General features: G+C 37.9%; 9 protein-coding genes. 5 read left to right on the top strand and 4 right to left on the bottom strand.

The features are described 5' to 3' along the window. Positions 1-18: 18 nt before the first annotated feature. From IC221_RS24265 to IC221_RS24250, 4 genes are read right to left on the bottom strand one after another with little or no spacing between them, the layout of a single operon-like run. Positions 19-1,836 (bottom strand): hypothetical protein, encoded by a 1,818-nt coding sequence (locus IC221_RS24265; RefSeq protein WP_188171431.1) that lies wholly within the window; start codon positions 1,834-1,836, stop codon positions 19-21. Positions 1,837-1,884: 48 nt separating this feature from the next. Next, positions 1,885-4,647 carry a sulfatase-like hydrolase/transferase gene (locus IC221_RS24260; RefSeq protein ID WP_188171430.1) on the bottom strand — a complete coding sequence of 921 codons (2,763 nt, stop codon included), beginning with the start codon at positions 4,645-4,647 and terminating at the stop codon, positions 1,885-1,887. A gap of 12 nt (positions 4,648-4,659) precedes the next feature. Beyond that, the gene (locus IC221_RS24255; protein ID WP_188171429.1) at positions 4,660-6,204 is read right to left on the bottom strand and encodes a RagB/SusD family nutrient uptake outer membrane protein; all 1,545 of its coding nucleotides are present in this window, start codon (positions 6,202-6,204) and stop codon (positions 4,660-4,662) included. A gap of 10 nt (positions 6,205-6,214) precedes the next feature. Next, the gene (locus tag IC221_RS24250) at positions 6,215-9,379 is read right to left on the bottom strand and encodes a TonB-dependent receptor (protein WP_188171428.1); all 3,165 of its coding nucleotides are present in this window, start codon (positions 9,377-9,379) and stop codon (positions 6,215-6,217) included. A 445-nt stretch (positions 9,380-9,824) separates the two neighbouring features. Between IC221_RS24250 and IC221_RS24245 the strand changes: the two genes are divergently transcribed. The 5 genes from IC221_RS24245 to IC221_RS24225 all read left to right on the top strand — a co-directional run. After that, positions 9,825-12,230, top strand: coding sequence for a glycoside hydrolase family 3 N-terminal domain-containing protein (locus IC221_RS24245; RefSeq protein WP_223241475.1), 2,406 nt, complete (start codon positions 9,825-9,827; stop codon positions 12,228-12,230). 143 nt (positions 12,231-12,373) lie between these two features. Beyond that, positions 12,374-13,297, top strand: coding sequence for an alpha/beta hydrolase (locus IC221_RS24240; RefSeq protein WP_188171427.1), 924 nt, complete (start codon positions 12,374-12,376; stop codon positions 13,295-13,297). Between the two features lie 103 nt (positions 13,298-13,400). Further along, entirely contained in the window at positions 13,401-14,813 is a 1,413-nt protein-coding gene (locus IC221_RS24235) for a sulfatase (RefSeq protein WP_188171426.1), read from the top strand. A gap of 1 nt (position 14,814) precedes the next feature. Continuing rightward, positions 14,815-16,224, top strand: coding sequence for a sulfatase (locus IC221_RS24230; protein ID WP_188171425.1), 1,410 nt, complete (start codon positions 14,815-14,817; stop codon positions 16,222-16,224). A gap of 407 nt (positions 16,225-16,631) precedes the next feature. Beyond that, positions 16,632-21,156, top strand: a 4,525-nt coding sequence (locus tag IC221_RS24225; RefSeq protein ID WP_223241474.1) for an immunoglobulin-like domain-containing protein, incomplete at its 3' end; no start/stop codon positions are given.

Genomic DNA, 21,156 nt, shown 5'->3' with positions numbered 1-21,156 from the left:
CTCTTCCCTCTTAACTCTTTATTCTACCACTGCATCATACTTTGTATAAGCCATAACCACAATATTGTTGAAACCGAAGGTATGACCTGTTTTAAAGCTGTCAGGGATTTCAGTCATATCCTTGTAGGCTAACCAAGCAATATTTACTCTGTTATTAACAAGGTATTTTGCATCTATCTCTAAGACACCTGATGACACATACGGCCCATTATCGATGTCAGTTCCTACTCTCGAGATGTTGGCATTCGCGTCTTTTTCCCAAGTGAAATCATGAATAGCATCACTGCCATTGTAATCTGCATTATAGTTGACCGTGAAATAGTCTTCAGTGTATTCATCTGTATCTTTTAAGTCTTTATTGACACCGTTGTCAAAAGAAACAGTGGCCCTGCGGATATTGTCTACAGCATAACTTACAGCGATATAAGACCATCTTGTATAGTCACCTGACCAAATATTGGCTTGTGCTCTACAATACGACCTTGAAGCTGTTGTGTTCCAGCTTGCACCGCTTCTCTCATCATCATTGAGCACTACTTGTTGACGGATATAATCTGTTTTCAATACATCACTTGTCATATCATCTTCCAAAAGAATTTGTGCTTTTGTTTCGATAACAATTTGTGTGAGTGCTGTTAGAGGAGTATCTCCGTGACTTGGTGTATTGACATTAATATCAATACTGTAAGTTGCATCCGTAAAGTTTTGCTCTTCAGCGATTGTAATTGAACCCGTTTCCGGATCGAAAGTCATGCCTTCAGGTAATGCCGTTGTAAGGGTAACGACAGCATTTCTTGGAAGTGAATACAATTCAGGAGTGAAGGTATAGCCAGTCCAAGGTGAAAGCGTTACTTTATTTTCAACATAAGAGATTTCAGGGCTAATCTGTGTGACAATCTCAATAGTAACCGCTTCCTCGAAAGTGAAAGTCTGACCGTCTAACGTAGCGATGACATCTACATTATAAACTCCCACCGCATTATTGTGATTTTCAGGTAAAGTAATGACTGCATTTTCATCAATTGCAAGATTACTTAGTGTAAGACCATCTTGTACTTGTACTTCATAAGTAGCACCGTCTAAGAATTCTCTCACTGCTGGCGTAGCTTGAATGCTGTAATCGCCTTGAATTTTAAAGAAGTTAGGTTGATATACTAATTCAGGAGCACCGTAGATTTTTACTTTAGCAACTTCACTCAACGTAGTTTCACCACCTTCTGTCAATACTTTTACAGCAACATCATATTCGCCAGCTTCCATAAAGTCAACTTTAGAGATATGTCCTGTAGCTTCATCAATTGAAAGACCTTTAGCAGAATTGACCAATTCATAAGAGATCGCAGCATTTCCTTCCCCAAAGAAAACACTGTCTAAATGAAGTACTTCACCTTCAAAATATCTTTCATAAGAAGGTGCAGGCGATGAATAAAACACTTCGCCCGTCACTGGAGTGATACCCATTGACCAAGCTTTTTCGTGTACTGTTTTTCCACTTACTGTAAAAGTGGCAATGTTGGCGTGGTACGTTGCTTCTTGATCTAAAAGTGAAGCATCTCTTACACTGATTACCCCTGTTTTTTTGTCAATAAATACATTACTGATTTGTGAGCTGTCACCTTTGTCATTAAAAAACTCTTCAATGGCAAAAGAAACACCATACTTATTTTCAAAGATGGGCTCAGGAGAAATCATGTCTTCTAAGGGATAGAAAACACTGGCTTCATAGTGAACAGAATCTAGGTATTCGGTCTCTATGGTTCTAAGAGGATCTTGTTTTTCACAACCTATGATTACGAAAAACAGGCTTATGAATGTAAAATATATAAGTTGTTTCATTTCAATAATATTTTAAAGCTGTTGTCCATTTTAAATGGGTAAACTAGCTTAGTTCGTGAGATCAGTGAGCTTTACTTTGATATTGTTTTGGCTTTCTTCTGCTTGGAATAAGTTAGAATAGGTTTTGCCATTTTGAGTGATCGTCACCTTGTAAGTGCCTTTAAAGCCCCTGAAAGCTACTTTTCCATTTTTATCAGCATTGGCTTCTAAAGAAGTTGACCATTCTTCAAGTTTTTTAGCCCATACTTTAGCTTCCACTCTTGGGTGGGCATTCAGGTCAAAAAATGCTTTTCGGTCTTCACCAAAAGGAGTCCAGACATAAAAACCTTCCACTTGAGGGTGAGAGAAGTAAACGGTCATTGCTTCCTCGGTGATTTGAGCTCTGTCTGCTTCTGTAAATTTCTGATAAGGAGAATCTACAATTTCAAACTCAGTACCCAACATCGGCAAACCGAAAGAAGCGAACTTTTCTAGTCTAGCATATAAATCTTCCGGTTTGATGTGTTGCTTCATTCTTGATTGAAAACCCAAAGCTTCTAAAGGAGCGTTGGCAGCCAATATATCTTCAATCACTTTGTAATGGAATTGAATGTTTTTATCCGCTACTTTATAAGGTGCTGAAATAACTTTATTTTCATTCAAATAGAATTTCACCTGCTTGTTTTTTCTCACTTTGTCGGCATATTCAAACCAGTAAGCCCATGAGTTTTGCTTTGTCAAATCTTGTACGACATGACATTCTCTTGGTTCATTCAAAACATCCCATTCCACCACATCGTATTCTGATAAACCATATTTCACATAGTTTTCTAATTGATGAATTAATTCTGCAGTATCCGTTGCATTGACGTATTGTTGAATTTCTTTCGGCATGTTTTTCGTTTTTTCCCACACCAATGCATGACCTCTTAGTGGAATATTATTTTCTTTTAAGAAAGGCGTGATTTGTTGATGACGCTTATCGTAAAGTCTTTTATGCTTGATTTTGAAAGCGTTTTCATACCCTGCATTTTCGAATAAAGTAAGGAAGGCTTTTTGGTATATTTCTTTTTTCTCTGAAGTGAATAAATTTGTATTGATCACTCCCCCAAAGCGGAATTGATGCCTTACTTGTTCAATCTTCACTTTCCCATTAAAAGGTTTTCCTTTCTTATCTAAAACGGTCAGTTTCACATCTCCTTTTCGGTGCTTTTCAATTCTTGCTTCCGCAGCTGTTTTCCAATCAGACTTTGTACCATTTATAGCACCAAAGCTATGCGATTGATAGGTTCTGTCATTTTGGAAGAATTCCATAAACAAAGCTCTCATTTCATTAAGCTGCTTTTGATAAGCTTTGTCTTTTGCAAGATTTCTCGTCTCTAAAGGATCCGCTTTGTAATCATACAATTCCTCTGCTTTGAGTGTACATCCTTCTAGTGTTTTCTTTAATCTTGGAGTGCCATCATACCAAGCTGTATATCTGATGTTTCCTGATTTTAAAGAGTACCCGTTGATCTTTCCTCTTGCAATTTGAGTCATCGCATATTTTTTGATTGTCTTCTTACTTCCGTCTAGAAGAGGTCTTAAACTTTTACCGGACAAACCTTCAGTTGGGACAGGAAGTCCAGCCATATCTGCCAAAGTAGGGTAGATGTCTACAAACTCAGTGACACTGCTTACTCGCTTCACTGTTTTTTGAGAAGGGTCTACAATGATCATCGGTGAACGAGTGGCTTGCTCAAAGTTAGAGTGCTTGTTCCATAACAAGTGGTCCCCCAAGTGCCAACCGTGATCACCCCAAAGGATGATGATCGTATTTTTGTCCAGTTTATTTTCTTCTAATTGAGTGATCAATCGACCTACCAAAGCATCTACATAAGAGGTAGCGGCATAGTAACCGTGAATCAATTGACGCTGTCCTTTTTCTGAAATTTTGACTACCCCATCTGCCTCACTGATATCTAAACCTTCCGTTTTATACCCTTGCAGTTCGCTTGAATTATGATACGCTTTCTCATAACCACCTTCCACTTTTTGTTGGAATTTGGCTAAAGGGACTTCATTTTCATTATACAAATCCCAGTATTTTGTAGGAGCTGCAAAAGGTAAGTGAGGGCGTTTGTATCCTATCGCTAAAAAGAAAGGTTGATCTTGCTTGGCCAATGCTTTGATGTACGCTTCCCCTTGTTTTGTGATGGCTCCATCGATATAAGCATCATCAGAAACATCTGCTTTTTCGAAAGCAGGTTTGAAACGCTGTTGTACCCATTTATTGATTTTTTTCTTTTCAATACCTTTTGCCTCCGCTTCTTTTCTTAGTGCTCTTACCTTTTTTACATTTTCAGGATTTTGATAATAAGAAAGGGCAGGGGCTTGCTTTCCTTCAGGGTATCTTAATTGATTTGGAAGCGTGTATTCTGTCCAAGACTGTTGATCTTGTTGCTTATCTACACTTCTTGGATCATAGATTTTACCCACACCATAGGTCAAATAACCGTTGTTTTTGAAGTATTGCGGTAATGTCACCACATCGGGACGCTGCTTTCTAATTTTTGTTTTCAGGTCCCAAACCTTTACGATATCTGGTCTTAAACCGGTCAATAAACTAGCTCTTGAAGGACCACAAACGGCTTGCTGACAGTGGTTGTTTAAAAATACCGTTCCTTTATCCGCCAATCGATCCATATTGGGTGTTTTGGCGTAGTTATCCCCAAAGGCACCAATAGTGGGTTTCAAATCATCGATAGCGATAAAAAGAACATTTTTTTTGTCCTGACTGTACCCCGTGGAGAGTACAGTCAGAAGAAGTATGTTTAAAAGAATCTTTTTCATGTTAATTGTGGCTTAATAGCCAGGGTTTTGGTCGTCAGCATTAATTTTTAAATTGGTGTTGATTTCTGCCATTGGAATGGGAAGCAACATCGCCTTTTCAGGGTTTTCATACAGAAGGTCAAATTCCTGAAAACCGTCTTCCGCAATTCTGTTGTTGTGTACATCAATCACCTCCGTTTTGAAGTAGTCCAAACCTCTTCGTCTGTTTCTATACCAAGCACCACCTTCACCTAATAGTTCATATTGATACTCTCTCATGATTCTGCTTCTGAATTCATCTTGTGATAATCCGCTCCAATTTTCAGGAGCAACGCCATCACCGCCCGCAGAGTTTCTTGCTCTAGTGATCACTTCATTGACATAAATTTCAGCAGCAGCAGGACCATCAACTTCATTGGTGATTTCAGCCAGCATCAATAACAATTCAGCATAACGCATCACTACAAAGTTAGCATCTGAATAAGGCGTAGGTGTTTGAGGATCTGTAATCCAATGTTTGGCTACGAATGGGAATGCCTTACTTTTAGAAGTACGGTCTACCATAGGGTAAATTTTCTGTTCACCTGCTTCGCTACCATCTGCATTGTATTTGGTGTAATTGTACATGATAGTGGCTTCAAAACGAGGATCATTCGGGTATTGATTTTGATGATAGTCAATCAATTCTGGATTTAACAGAATTCTACCCCACGATTGCCCAATGAATGCATTACTCGGCGTATGTAAGCGGATGACATTTCCACTATTGGCTTGATTGTATTGAATCTCAAAAATAGCTTCCGAATTGTTATTTCTACTGCCAGATTCCCACAAAGAATTAAAATCACTCACCAACGTATATTTCCCATATACTTTCAATGCTTCATCCTTTGCCATTGTCCAATAGGGTGAACCACTGGTTTCATTACCTGCCAGCGTCATGTACACTTGAGCTAACAGCATGTTTGCCGCTTCTTTGGCAGGTCTGCCGATGGTTTGCACACCGTTTTCATACAGGTGCTCTTCCGCAATTTTCAAGTCTTCAATAATTACATTGTAAATACTGTCAGTTGCCACTCTTGGTGCATGCAATGTCTCACTGTCTACACCTTGAAGTCTCAATGGTACATCACCGTAAAGTCTTACCAAATTGAAATACACTAATGCTCTTAAAAAGTGGGTTTGCCCCAATTCATTCAATACTGCCTCAGAAGGTTCCGGCTGAAACTCTTTGATGCCTTGAATGGTTGAATTGGCTCTATTGATAGAGGTGTACGAAGCCTTCCAAACGTTTTCTACAAAAGTAAGATTTGGAAGCGGGTTGAGTGAGGCAATACCGTTCTGATCTTGATTTCTGCTGGACTGAAACATACCGGAGTGGAAGTTGGTCAACTGTATTAAATCAGAACTGTAATAAGTAAAACCGGCAAGAGAAGAGTAGATACCATTCACTGCTGTTTTTACGCCTTCATCTGTGATAAAAAGGTTTTCATCACTCAAAAAAGGAGGGTCTTCTTTATAGCAACTTGAGGTTGTAATAAGTAAGGAGGCCAAGAATAGGATTAATCTATTTTTCATAAGAATTGATTTAGAAAGTGACATTAAGACCTAATGAAAATGATCTGGCGTTAGGGAATGAATTCCAGTCAACGCCCATGATGCTACCATCGCTTAAGAATGTTGTCAATTCAGGGTCATAACCAGAGTAGTTGGTCAGCGTAAATAAGTTTCTTCCCGCAAAGAAGACATTCATACGCTCAATAGTTCTTGAGTTGAGTGGAATATCATACCCGATAGTAAGGTTCGCTAATCTAACGTAGCTTCCATCTTCCACAATTCGGTCTGTAAATACCGTAGGGTCATTGTGCCCTAACCTTGGCGATGTGGCGTTGGTGTCGCCTGGTCTCCATGCATTATAAAACGCTTCAGGTCTTACATTTTTGTTGGTTTGATAGGCGTCTGTTTCAATCAGAAGGTTACCATTGACAATGTCATTTCCGTAGGCACCTGTAAACAGAGCACTCACCGTGAAGTTTTTGTAAGTGATTTTTGTATTGAAACCAAAAGTAAAGGTAGGGTTAGGATCACCAATAACAGTCATGTCGTTAGTGTCAATATTTCCGTCTCCATTTTGATCAATAAAGGCGATATCACCAGCTTCGGGTGTATTACCATTGACGGTAGGTCCATTGGCTGCAGCTTCTTCCGTTTGGTAAATACCATTGGTTTTATAGCCCCAGAATACACCAACCGGTTGCCCTTGCATAAAGATGTTTGCAGGTTGCTTGAAGTAGGTTCCTGATGAAATGTTATTGCCCAAGTAATACGAAGCCATTTGTTCTTGACCATTGATATAAACAGGTGCTTCAGGGATGCCTAGCTCTAAAACTTTTGTTCTCACGAAGGAAATATTACCACCTACAGTGATTGTCCAGTCTTTCTTGGCATAAGCCACAGTTTCCAACATCAAATCAATCCCTTTATTTTCAATCGAACCTCTGTTGGTCAAATAAGCTGTAAAACCTGTTGAAGGTGGAATCTGCACTTGTTGTAATAAATCATCTGTTGTTTTGTAATACGCATCAATTGATCCATAGATTTTTCCACCTAAGAAACCAAAGTCTAAACCGACGTTGGATTGTTGTGTTGTTTCCCATCTCAATTCAGGGTTGGCAATGTTGTTTGGTCCAGCACCAATAAGGATATTATTGTTGTAATCGGTATAATAAACAATACCGTAATTGTTGAAAGTTTGATAAGGAGTGATTCCCTGATTACCTGTTAAGCCCCAAGAACCTCTTAATTTAAGATTAGAAACAATGTCACTTGATTTCAAGAAGCTCTCTTCTGAAATATGCCATGCAGCGGCAGCAGAAGGGAAGTAACCAAATTGATTTTTTTCCTTGAATTTTGAAGAACCATCGGCTCTCATCGTAGCAGTCAGCGTATATTTATTATCATACGTATACGTGAATCTTCCCAAACCTGAAAGCAATTGTTCAGTGCTCGTCAACTCAGTATAAGGTCTTACGATGGTCTGTCCTAAGTGAGGAGCTCTTGCCTTTAGGGAATGAACAGGGAAATTTTCTGATTCTGAATTACTTTGCGTACTTGATATTCCATCTACAACGAAGCCAATTACGGCATCAATTCTATGTTTCTTATTGAATTTTTGATTGAACATCAATAGATTATCAATCGTATAAGAGTAACGGTTTAAGCCAGAAATACCTAATGCTCCGTTGGTTTGACTACCTTTCTGCGTATTTTTTCCATACCAGATCGAACGGTCTTTACTTCTATAATTCGTACCAGCTCTGACTTGGTATTTGAAGTGCTTGCTAAATGAATAGGTAGCGTTTAAAGACGCAAATAATTTTAATTCATTTGTAAGGTCTTCATAGTCTTGAATAAATGAAAGTGGACTTGATAAACCGATGTCAGAGATTGAAGCATCATTTTCATAAATCGGTTGAAAGTTGACCGCTGACTTTGAGAAAGAACGACTACTACCACCTTTTGAGCCACTTTGAGCAAACTGTCCTTGTGAATAGAAAGCAGACATTCTAGCATCCACTTTTAATTTATCTGTAAGGTTACTTTGAAGGTTCATTCTTAGGTCACCACTTTTCATATTGGAGTTTTCCACAATTCCGTTCAAGTCATTAAACCCGCCAGAGATGTAGTATTTCGTTTTGTCAGTACCACCCGAAGCCGAAATTTGCCCCATTGTACTTACACCAGGCTGATAGATTTCATCTTGCCAATTGACTTGTGTGAGGGGAGTAGGAATTATATTTCCATTTTCGAGAGCATAAATGTTACCTCCTTCCAAATGATATTTTGGTTGGAGCCCTTTTAGAATCGCAACTTCATTGGTCATTTGTGCATAAGCGGGCGCATCGAGTAATTGAATCTTTTTGGAGATGGTAGAAACTTCAGAACTGACAAATGCATTGATTTTGGCAGCTCCTTTACTTCCCTTTTTGGTTGTAATTAATACGACGCCGTTAGCACCTCTTGAACCATAAATAGCCGTTGCCGATGCATCTTTCAACACTTCAATCGATTCAATATCTCTAGGATTGATGCCCGCCAAACCGTTTTGCACGCCTTGATCCTCATTACCATCCTGAAAAGCATTATTAGTATCTTCACCAGCAGAACTGATCACAATACCATCTACAATGTAAAGGGGTTCGTTGTTACCACGAAGTGAATTCACCCCTCTAATTTTCACACTGATTCCACCACCAGGTTGACCAATGTTGTTTGTTACCTGCACGCCTGCCATTCTACCTTGAAGCAAACCGTCCACACTTTGATACTGTCTTACCACATCATCAGATTCCTTCAATTGGGATACAGCACCTGTAAGGTCACTGGCATTTTGACTACCATAACCTACTACCACGATTTCATCGAGTAATTCTAAATCTTCTTTAAGTGTCACATCGAGATTGTGGAGAGAGGTATCAAATGGGTTGACTTCAATTCTTTGCGTTTTCATTCCAATAAAAGAGAAAACCAATGTCGTTTCCTTTTCTAGTTGGAGTTTAAACTTGCCGTTAAAATCAGTTTTTGCTCCTTTTCTTGTTTCTCTATCATATACATTCACTCCGGGTAAAGAAATACCATTTTCATCTTTTACTATACCTTCTACTGTATAGTTTTCTTGATTTTGTGCAAAAGATAAGTTGATAGTATAAAGAAACAAAATCAGAGTTGAGAGTATAAATTTATACTGCTTCATATTCGTATTTGTTTTACAGTAGACCTTTAAGAAAAGTACTACTGAGAGTATCTTTAGTTATTAAAAAAATAGTTATCAGATCGTGCTGATAAAATGTAGTATAGTATGAGTTTAGCGTTTGAACTCATCCATCATAAGCGATCATTTCATTCCATTTCGTAGTATCTTTTCATTCCAAAATTACTGTTTTTTAATTAAACTTTATTAATCCATTGTGTTAATGTTCTACTGCAATGATATAAAGTGTACTTCAAACGCTAGTATGATGAATAGTTCCCGGAGGTTTGAAAATAGTTCAATGTTGTAAAATCGACTTAAAACCATCTAAATCAGTGTTTATTGTTATTTGTGTGCATTTCTTAAACCTATCTCATAGAACTTTTTTCGGAGTATTAAGAATTATTTCTGAACCTCCTTATAAAGAATAATCAAGAGCTTTGTGAACATGAATTATTATTTTTTTGGTGAGACTATGAGAAGATTAATGAGTGGTATCATCATTCTAGCAATGGCATATGGCATGATGTCGTGTGAGACAAGAGCTAGCAATGATCAACCAATTTACAAAAACAGTGAAGCAACTGTTGAAGATAGGATAGCAGACTTGATGTCTAAAATGACATTAGAAGAAAAAGTGGCTCAGATGGCACAATATGTTGGTTTAGAACATATGAAAAAGGCAGAGGAAGACCTGTCGCCAGAAGAGTTACATAATAATGATGCATTAGGCTTTTATCCTGGTTTACATTCTTCAGATATTGCAAAAATGACGGAGGAAGGTAAAATAGGTTCTTTTTTACATGTTATCTCTGCAAAGGAGGCCAATCACCTTCAATCTTTAGCGATGAAATCTCGTTTGAAAATTCCTTTATTAATAGGAATTGATGCGATTCATGGTAATGGCTTAAATTATGGAGCAACGATTTATCCCACGCCAATCGGTTTGGCTAGTACATTTGATGAGGAATTATCGTACAGAGTAGGGAAAGAAACGGCAAAAGAAATGAGAGCAACGGGTTCTCATTGGGCATTTACACCGAATATTGACATTGCAAGAGACGCTCGTTGGGGACGTGTAGGTGAAACATTTGGCGAAGACCCTTATTTAGTAGGAAATATGGGTGTGGAGATGATCAAAGGTTTCCAGCAAGGTGACTTTACAGGAAATGAAAAAGTAATTGCTTGTGCAAAACACCTTATTGGTGGTGGTGAGCCATTGAATGGTACCAACGCTTCTCCATTGGACCTTTCAATGCGATCTATCCGTGAAGTGCATTTACCTCCTTACAGAAGAGCAGTACAAGAAGCAAATGTGTTTTCTATTATGACAGCACATAACGAAGTGAATGGCATTCCTTGTCACTCTAGTAAAGAGTTTATGACAGACATTGTAAGAAAGGAATATGGGTTTGAAGGTTTTTATGTATCGGATTGGATGGACATTGAACGTATTCATACTTTACATGGTCAAGCAGAAAGTTTAGATGACGCTTTCCGTATGTCAGTGAATAATGGTATGGACATGCACATGCACGGTCCTAAGTTTACAGAATCAATTGTTGAAGCTGTAAAAAAAGGAATTGTACCTGAAGAAAGAGTAAATGAGGCTTGTGCAATGATTTTAGAAGTAAAATTCCGTTTAGGACTTTTTGAAAATCCTTATGTATTAGAAGAGAAGGCAGAAGAGGTAGTTTTCAATCAAGAACACCAAGCAACAGCTTTAGAGATTGCAAGAAAGTCGATTGTATTGTTAAAGAACGATGGTATTTTACCTTTAGCTAAAGAAAAATACAAAAAAGTATTTATCACTGGACCAAACGCCAATAATGAAACGATTTTGGGTGACTGGCACTGGTATCAACCAGAAGAAAGAATCATTACGGTAAAAGAAGGCTTGGAAGCAGTAGCAAAAGACAAAGGTTTTGAGTTGGATTATTATAACAGTGGTGAAATCATTGGTAAAACAACAGATAAAGCCATCGCGACAGCGGCCTCAAAAGCTTCTAAGGCAGATATTGCAATCGTAGTGGTAGGTGAGAACTCGTTACGTTATGATTGGAAAAACAAGACTTGTGGTGAAAATACAGATAGAGCACATATCAACCTTCCAGGTCGTCAATTGGAATTGATCAAAGCGATCCAAAAAACGGGAACGCCAGTAGTAGCAGTATTAGTGAACGGTAGACCGATTGGTGAAGAGTGGTTAGAAGATAACATGAGTGCAGTGTTAGAAGCATGGGAGCCAGGTAGTTTTGGTGGTCAGGCCATTACTGAAATCTTATTCGGTGATGTGAATCCAACGGCAAAATTACCCATCACGGTACCTCGTACAGTGGGGCAAGTGAAATTATATTATAATCACAAGCCTTCGCATTACTTCCATAAGTATAAGTTTACGAACAAAGATCCATTATATGCGTTTGGTTTTGGTTTGTCTTATACTCAATATGAAATTGGAAATGTAGCTGTAGATAAACCAATTATCAAAGGAAAAGATACTTTTACAGTGAGTTGTAGTGTGAGAAATATTGGAAAAGAGGAAGGAGAAGAGACGGTACAAGTCTATATCAGAGATGATTATTCATCAGTGACTCGTCCAGTGAAAGAATTAAAAGCCTACAAAAAAGTAGCTTTAAAAGCAGGAGAATCAAAATTGATTACATTTGAATTATCAACGCAAGATTTGGCTTTCTTTGATCAAAATATGGATTGGGGTGTAGAAAAAGGAGCGTTCACAATTATGGTAGGTAACTCTTCAAGAGATAAAGACCTTAAGAAAGTGAAGCTAGAAGTAAGTGAAACGAAGAAGTTGAACTTAAACGATTACAAACCCAACTATCCTTCAATGTAGGGAATGAAAAATTTAGAATGAAGGTGATCCTTGTCGAGGTTCACATGCCTTACTAAGGATTGCCTTTGCACTAAATTCATGACTTAATCTCTCCTTATTTTTTTATCTTTACTACATATCACAACATTTTACTTTGTATGACAATGAAACGAATATTATTACTACTAATCAGCTTCTTTATTTCTTTTTCAATTCAAGCTCAAAAAGCAAGTCCTGATGAAAAAGTGACTTATAGAGATTTGGACTCTTTGCAATTGGAGCTTCATATTTTTAAACCTGAAAAAATGGCATCATCGAAAGGTGCAGTGGTTTTGATTCATGGTGGAGGTTGGAATAGTGGTAGTCCTTCCGCTTTCTATTCGCAAGCAAGACACTTGGCAGATAGAGGGTTAGTTGTATTTTGTCCAGAATACAGAGTAAGAAAAAGAAATAACACAACTATTTTTGAAGCCGTAGAAGACGTACAAATTGCAATGCGTTATGTGAGAAAACATGCTAAAAAATATGGAGCAAATCCGAACAAAATAGTAGTAGGTGGTGGTTCTGCAGGTGGGCAACTCGCTTTAAGTTTAGCTTTTATTGAACCATTAACTGATGGAATCAAAGCAAAAGATTACAAGCCTAATTTGTTGATTTTATTTAATCCGGTAATGGGAATGAGTAAAGAAGGATATGCACATCGGTTAGTGGCAAAAGAATTAGAGGAGAAAGGAAGAACTTGGCAATCGTTTAGCCCTCGTCAGAATATTCATAAAAGTTTTCCAGATATGTTGGTGATGTTGGGAGATAGAGATAAAGTCATTCCATTGCCATTAGCCAAAGACGTGCAATCAAAATGCGAAGCACTCGGCGTAAAATGTGAGATGAAAGTCTATGAAGGTGCTGAACACTCGTTTTTTAATGAAGGCTATTGGAGAAAAAAAGGATATGAAAAAGGTACAATCAATAGATGGTACTATGAAACAATGCAGGAAATGGATGATTTCTTGGTGACTGAAGGTTATTTAGAAGGAAGTTTTGAATTTAGCATTCCAGAAAAAGCCATTTATCCAGTACGATTGAAATAGGTTTAGTACAAGTGTTTTGAACACCATAGTTAAAACTATAGGTAGGTATTAATTTGAAACACGGGTAGACACGTAGGTCTACCCCTACATAAAAACAAACGAAATGAAAAATATATACAACATCATTTTTCTTTTACTGTTCAGTAATGTGCTTTGGGCACAAGAGAAGAAAAATGTCTTGATTTTTTTAGTAGATGATCTGGGGTATTTCGATATTTCGCATCATGATGCAGATTTTTATGAAACCCCTAACATTGATCAGTTAGCTCAAGAAGGAGTTGATTTTACCAATGCATACGTGGCACACCCAAGGTGTTTGCCTTCAAGATATGCTTTGCAAACAGGACGTTATCCAGCAAGAGCGGGCATTCCTGCCAAAAATGAAAATACGATCAAGGGCAAGAAGTTTTATGACAATGAAAAAACAATCGGTCAGGCTTTTAAAGACCAAGGATATCATACGTATTTTGCTGGAAAATGGCATTTGGGTCATGAAGAAGATGAATGGCCTCACAATAAAGGATATGATATTAATGTAGCAGGATGCGCTGCGGGAGCACCTCAATCGTATTTTTACCCTTACAACGTTCCGAAAAATCCAAAGAAAATTGGTAAAGGGCATGGTAAAATTATTGGATTGGATGAAGGTGAAGAAGGGGAATATTTGACAGACCGTTTGACGGATGAGACGATCAAATTCTTAAATGCAGATCATGATGGAAAACCTTTCTTTGCGGTATTGAGCCACTATGGGGTACACACTCCTTTTCAGGCAAAAAAGAAAGACATCAAAAAGTACAAAACGAAGTTAGAAGGAATGACCTTTGAAGGGCCTGAATACACCAAGCAGGATGGTATGATGAAAATGCATCAAAACAACCCTGTTTATGGTGCAATGGTAGCTTCAGTAGATGAAAGTTTGGGTAGAATTGTAAAGGCTTTGAAAGAAAAAGGCTTATATAAAAATACAATTATTGTCTTTACTTCAGATCACGGAGGATTGTCCAACAGAGGTTTGAATAGCAACAGAGATCTAGCCACTTCCAACCTTCCATTAAGAGCAGGAAAAGGGCATACTTATGAAGGTGGAACCAAAGTACCGTTGATTTTTGGTGGAGCGAAGATTTCTAAGCATGGTGTTGTCGATCAAGTGACAACCAACACTGATTTATACCCTACATTGCTGGACCTTTGTGGGTTAAACCTTTATCCTACAGAGCATTTAGATGGAATTAGTATTAAGGAAAACATCAAAAAAGGTAAGACAAAAGACAGAACAATATTCTGGCATTCGCCGAAGGCAAGACCCAACTCAACCGGAGATATACATGTGACGGTAGCAAGAGATGGCGACTTCAAAATGATGTACTTTTACAAAGAAGAACGCTATGAGTTGTATAACTTGAAGACGGACCCTTACGAAACCAAAAATATCTACAATGCCAACGATCCAAAGTCAAAACAAATGGCTCAAATGATCACTTCTTGGATTGCAGAAACAAAAGCTTCTATCTAAAATGAAACGAATACTCTTATATATTTTAGCGGGGATGCTTTGTGTCCCTGCTATGACACTCGCTCAAGATCAACCGAATATCTTATTGATTACAATTGATGATTTAAGACCCGAATTAGGTTGTTATGGAAATGAGGTAATCAAAACGCCTAATATCGATCAGCTCAGTGAGCATTCCACTACGTTTAACAATGCATTTTGTCAAGTTCCCGTTTGTGGAGCCTCAAGAGCTTCTATGCATACTGGCGTACGTCCCACTTTGAAAAGATTTGTAGATGCGGGAGCAAAAATCGATAAGGAAATGCCTGGAGCAGTGACAATTGGTCAGCATTTCAAAGAAAATGGCTATTATACCTATTCGATTGGTAAAGTAATTCATGGTAAAAAAGACACCTCAGAGAGAACTTGGTCGGAGTTAGTGGTTGCAGAAGATATGTTTGAATACCACGCCGATGAGTTGGTGAAGGAAAGTGAAAACCCTATTCCTCCTTATAAACGTCCTCAACCTTACGAAAAAGTAAAGGATAGCAAGGATACAGACTTTTTGGATGGCAGAACGGTCGCAAAAGCGAAAAAGAAAATGAAAGAGATGAACCAAAAAGATCAACCTTTCTTTATGGCAGTAGGCTTGGCAAGACCGCACCTTCCATTTGTAGCACCGGAGCGTTTTTGGAATTTGTACAATGAAAATGACATTCCTGCACCCGATAATAACTTCCTTCCTGAAGGAATTCCTAACGTAGCAAAGACCTCTTGGGGAGAGTTGAGAGCATATAATGGTGTGCCTAAGAAAGGTGATGTGGATGAGCAATTAGCCAAAACGTTGAAACACGGTTATTATGCTTCAGTAAGTTTTGCGGATTATTTGGTCGGTGATTTAATTGATGAATTAAAAGCTCAAAAGCTGTATGATAATACGATTATTGTCATTTGGGGCGATCACGGTTGGCAATTAGGAGAACACACTTTTTGGTGTAAACATTCTAACTTTGATATTGCTTTGAGAGTTCCTTTGATGATCAAACCACCCAAAGGAAAGAAATTTAAGAAAGGATCTGCGGAAGGTTTTGCTGAAATTGTAGATATTTTCCCTACACTATGCGACCTTTCTGGTTTATCGCAACCTGCACAACTTCAAGGGAATTCGTTGGTTCCAGTACTTCAAGATCATCAAAAAGAGATCAAAGAATATGCATTAAGCCGTTGGAAATTGGGAGATACCATCCGTACCAAAGGTTTTAGGTATACATTATTCAAAAATAAAAAAGGTGTCGTCATTGCTGAAATGATGTATGACCTTACAAAAGATCCTGATGAAAATAAAAACATCGTCAATGATCCGAATTATAAAGAAGAAGTTGAAAAGCATAGAACATTGCTTGAGACAGCTTTGAAGAAAACAATATTATAGCGTGATGAATAAAGAGTGACGAGCTACTCTCGACGGCTTGTCACTCTTTACTTCAACAAAAATGGAGGTGTTCTTCATTAATAATAGAACTACATTTCTTATCAAGTTTCACCTAACGCAGATCAACTTCCATTAAAAAAACGTTCAATTCCTACAAAAATGACGTTTTGACTACTTAAATAACACAATTAGCGTAGGATAGAAACATTTTTGGAGGTGTAAGAACGGAAAATACCCCTTCAATAACGCTTCCCCGAACTACTTTTGACTATACCTTTTGGAGATGTAGCAAACACATTCTCCATGTACCGAGTGATAAATCCTCTTTAAGAAATAGGTACGAATTAATAACACAAATATCTAAATGGAATCTTGTAATTCTGTTTAATAACAAAGTATGAATTAATATGAAATTAACTTTTACAACTTTAGTTTTGTCGTGGCTACTGTGTCTCTCTGCTTTTGCCAATGACAACTTAATCACGAACCCAGGATTTGACGATGAGATCAAATCGAGTGATTGGACCCTTACCATGAAAAATGGTCTAACAGATCCTCCTTCCTTTGAGAGAGTAGAAATTGACGGCAACTTTTTCTTGAAAGTTGCTATTCCATCTACTGAAGAAAATTCGAAATTGAATAGAAGTAATATTCAGGTGAAAACTGGAGGGTACACTAACTTCAGTTCTCCTTTAATACAAGATACAGAATATATCTGTAGAGTAGATGCCTACGGTACAACAGGGCAGAATTTTCGTTTTGCGTTGAATTATAATGGACCGTCTCAGATTACAACGGAGGTATTTAACAATACTGAATCAGTTCAGACTTTTGAAACGACCATTACGGTTCCTGCTGGGGCAGAGAAGTGGTATTTGTTGATTCAAGTAGGAAAAAACGTTGGTGACTTCTATTTTGATAATGTCTATTTTGCTCCCAAAAACACAAAAACGGATGCGGAATCAGTACAAGAAGCCAAAGATGTTTTAGAATTGACTTTCAATAGTTTAGATCCACAAGACGGGAATGGTATCTTATATGATGTGACTTTGCCAACAGAAGGAGTAAACGGCACTACAGTTGCTTGGACTTCATCTGATGAAAATGTGATCAGTACTACTGGAGAAGTCAAAAGAGCCAATTCTTCTACTTCTGTAACATTGCAAGCAACGATTTCTTTAAATGATGAAACGTTGACAAAAGATTTTACAGTAAATGTATTGCCAATGGTGGATGATCAAGGTAACTTAATTATGATCAATGCTGATTTCGATTTAGGAGAGAATGCAGGTTGGGAAACGAACTATAATGCATCTCAAGCCATTGACTTCACATATCAGTCTGTAACACATAAAGAAAATGGAACATCAGCTGTAGCTTTTGATATTGTTAGTGGTGGTGTCTCTCTTCCTAACTTGGTGTTAAGAACATTCTTGTATCCTTTTAATGATTTTACAACGGAAGAAAAATATTATGAAGTGTCTTCCAATATCTATGGAGACGTGGAGAAAGTACGTTACCAGTTACAAGGTAAAAACGCTTCCAATAGTTTTGTGAATAAGAACAGTACAGAATACTTCATCACTGAAACTCCTACAGATTATTCAGCCATTTTGAAAATGGATGCCGGTATTGGTTCTTTCCGCTTCTTTGTTCAAGTGGGGAAAAACACTGGTAATGTTGTGGTAGATAATGCCATGGTAAAAGAAATTTCTAAAGAGGAAGCAGAAGCAAAATGGACAAAAGAGGCATTAGACATTACACTTGCAGAAGGTGATGATGTGAATAATGTAACCACAAACTTTACTTTGCCATTGACTGATGATACGTATGGCACAACAATCTCTTGGGCTTCAAGTAATACCAATGCGATTATCATTAATGGAGCGACTGCAGAAATTCAGGAAGTAACAGATGCAGAAGAAGTAACATTGACGGCTACAATCACACAAGGTGGCGCTTCTGTTACAAAAACATTTGACTTAAGGGTGATACCTTCGTTATCTGATTTAAAAAAAGCGGTAAATGCACTTGAAATCGTCTACACGGATTCGGAGACAGCTTCAACTATAAAAAACAATATTGAACTTCCTACAACATCATTATTTAAGTCTACTGTTACCTGGGCAACGACCGATGAAACAGTGATTGATACTGAAGGAAATGTATATAGAAAAGATACAGAGCAAAATATTACTTTAACGGCGACTGTTACAATAGATGGAAATGAAACACAAGACAAGACTTTTGAACTTACTGTTTTAGCCATCACTCCAGAAGAGAAAGTGCAAGCAGCCAAATCAGCTTTATTTGTGAAATACTTCTATTTGGACCCGTCTGATGGTAACGGAATCATGTTTGATATTGTGGAAATGCTAACGGAAGGAAAGCATGGTACAGTAATCTCTTGGGCTTCATCGAATGAAGACGTCATCAGCATTACAGGTGATGTCAACAGAGGAGCAACGGCACAAGACGTAACATTAACGGCAACGATCACTTCAGGAGATGTTTCAGATACGAAAACATTTGATGTAACGGTTGTACCATTCGCAGATGAAAATGGTAATATCATTTTGGTCAATGCCGATTTTGAAGAGGAAGAATTGAATGGCTGGAATGTAGGTTTATTGGCTTCTTCAGATCCTCCAATTGATTATGAATTAACCAAAGTAACGCACAAGGACAACGGTACAGGTGCTGCACAAATGATGGTCAATTATGGTGGTATCTCTTTCTCTAACCTTGTTTTCAGAAACTCCTTCAATTATCCATTCAATGGTCTATCTACAACAAAACGTTATTTTGAAGTAAAAGTATCGGCTTATTCGGAAGCAGAAAAAACAATTCGCTACCAATTGCAAGGCAAAGATGCAGACGACAAAAATGTGAATGTCAACTCGGAAAGCTTTACAATCAATGAGACTACAGGTGATTATGTAGCATTGATGGAAATGCCGGCAGGAATCTCTTCTATTCGTTTATTCATTCAGATTGGAGGAAACACTACAGGAACTTTTGTTTTTGATAACGTGGTGGTCAAAGAAATCAATGCAGATGTTGCACAGGTGAAAATGACGAAGAAGGATTTGGAGTTAACTTTTGCTGAAGGTGAAGATGCATCAAGTGTCATGAAAGATTTTACACTACCAATGACAGATCTTCAAGAATACGGAACAGAGATTTCATGGTCTTCTAATGACGCTGCAATTACTATTAATGAGCATACTGCGGTAATAGGAAAAGTAGTGGGATCACAAGAAGTACAGTTAACCGCTACCATTTCTAAAGGAGACTATCAAGAGCAAAAAGTATTTACCGTAACCGTATTAGAAGATACTTCTTTGAAGGAAGCAGTAGAGGCTTTGGAGGTTACTTTCAACTTCTTAGATCCTCAAGATGGAAATGGTATTTTACACCCGGTAGTTTTACCATCGGAAGGTATAAATGGTACTTCGGTGACTTGGACATCTTCTCATCCAGAAGTGATTTCTACAGAGGGTAAAGTAGTAAGAGGTACCAATCCTACAGATGTGGTTTTGACGGCTACCGTAACTTTGGGAGAAGAATCAATGAACAAAATTTTTAATGTAAGAGTATTAGAATATACAGATGCTGAAGGGAATTTGATTATTGTAAATTCGGATTTTGAAGCGGAAAGTTTAGTAGGTTGGGAATCGAATTTTAATGCAACTATTGATCCTCCAATTGATTTTGAAGTCGAACAAATTGCACATCAATCCAACGGTACTCAAGCAGTAAAATTAGCCATTGCAAATGGCGGAGTATCATTACCGAACTTGGTATATAGAACGCAAACTTATCCATTGAATGCAATTACGGCTGAAGAAAGTTTCGTTGAAGTAAGTACTGAAGCTTATGGTTTTGAGGGAGCGAAAATTAGATATCAGTTACAAGGTCATGATCTTGAAGGAGGGAATGTAACGACCAATGGTGAAATTTTTGAAATTGGAACAGAAAGTAAAGAATATACATCACTATTAGCTATTCCTACTGGTATAAAGTCGTATAGATTGTTGCTTCAAGTGGGAGGTAATATGGGCGAAATCGTTTTTGATAATGTGAGTATGAAAGCTGTAGCAACTGGGAAAGCTCATGTGATGTTAGCTTCACAAAATCTAAGTTTAGTTTTTGAAGGTGAAGACACAAAAGAGCACGTAACCACTAGCTTTTCACTTCCGTCTACTGATGCTTTAGGGTATGAAACCAATATTGCTTGGGCATCTAATCATGAAGCGATTTCAATTGAAGAGGGGCAAGCAGTTGTGACACAACAAATCGCAGATCAAGCCGTGACATTAACCGCTACGATTGCTAAAGGTGATTATTCTGAAATGGTTGAGTTCCCTCTTACAGTTGCATTAAGATCATTCTTGGAAGATGCATTGGAAACAATTGAAGTAACGTACGCTGAAGATGAAACAAGCAGTGATGTGATCAGTAACGTTACTTTACCGACTACAACTGAGTATGGAGGAACAATTACATGGGAGTCATCCAATGAAACAGTGATTTCAACTAGCGGAGTTGTAGTGAGAGCGAAGCAAAACGAAACAATCACATTAACAGCAACCCTCGATTTATTGGGTGAAACAGATACAAAAATGTTTGACTTGACTGTAATAGCAGCAGAAAAAACGATCGCAGAATTATTACAAGAAGCATCAGAAGCCTTGATGATCACGTATGCGGCAGGCGATAATGCTGAAAGTGTAACCTCAAACCTTACGTTGCCATTGACTTCATCACATGCTAGTGCAGTCGTTTGGAGTTCATCCAATGAAGCAGTGATTTCATCAGACGGTACAGTAACAAGACCATCAGCAACTACAATGGTAACGCTTACAGCAACGTTAAGTTTGGAAGAGGAAACGACGACCAAAACGTTCGACGTGACTGTAATAGCGGCAG

The sequence above is a fragment of the Flammeovirga sp. EKP202 genome (assembly GCF_014534745.1).
Lineage (GTDB): Bacteria > Bacteroidota > Bacteroidia > Cytophagales > Flammeovirgaceae > Flammeovirga.
Note: the sequence above shows the minus strand (reverse complement) of the source record. Positions and strands in the feature narration are given on the sequence as shown.